The sequence below is a fragment of the Roseateles sp. P5_E11 genome (assembly GCF_054049355.1).
This window is the reverse complement of record NZ_JBFUMO010001200.1, coordinates 1-555: the sequence shown is the minus strand read 5'-3', so window position 1 is coordinate 555 and position 555 is coordinate 1. Positions and strand designations below refer to the sequence as shown.

Sequence of the window (555 nt, the reverse complement as noted above, 5' to 3'; positions counted from 1 at the left end):
GCTCTACACGACCCAGCGTGACCTGGCCAAGGCACGCTATGACGTCGTCGTCAACAGCCTCAGGCTGCGCCAGGCCTCGGGGCAACTGCGCCCCGAAGATGTGGCCGCTGCCAACGGCTTGCTCGCGCGCTGAGAGCCTGGTTCTTCTTTCATCAAGCCCCGCTACGGCGGGGCTTTTTGTTGGCCGCGGCCAGTGGCGGCGGGGACTCGGGCTCGGCCGCCGGCAGGGGCTTGAGCGGCGCATGCTCGCGCAGCGCACGCAGGATGATGGCCGTTGAGGTCGGAGCCTGCTGGCAGAAGCGCGACAGCACCGCCTTCAAGTGGGCGACGTCACGCACGGCGATCTCGAAAATCCAGCTGTCCTCCCCGGTGACGTCATAGGCGGTCAGCACTTCCGGGCTGGATTCCAGCGCGCGCAGCAGCAGCGGCTCGTCCATGCTCTCGATGCGGATGACGGCACGGATCGCGTAGCCGAGCTTGCCGGCGTCCACGACCGCCCGGTAGCCGCGGATGACGCCGCCTTCCTCCAGCTTGCGCACTCGCTCGGTCACGGCC

At 68.5% G+C, this 555-nt stretch carries 1 protein-coding gene; it reads right to left on the bottom strand.

What is annotated here, in order from left to right:
* Positions 1 to 152 precede the first annotated feature (152 nt).
* On the bottom strand, positions 153 to 555 hold a 403-nt coding region (locus ACXJKR_RS34320), incomplete at its 5' end, for an Lrp/AsnC family transcriptional regulator (RefSeq protein ID WP_457326668.1).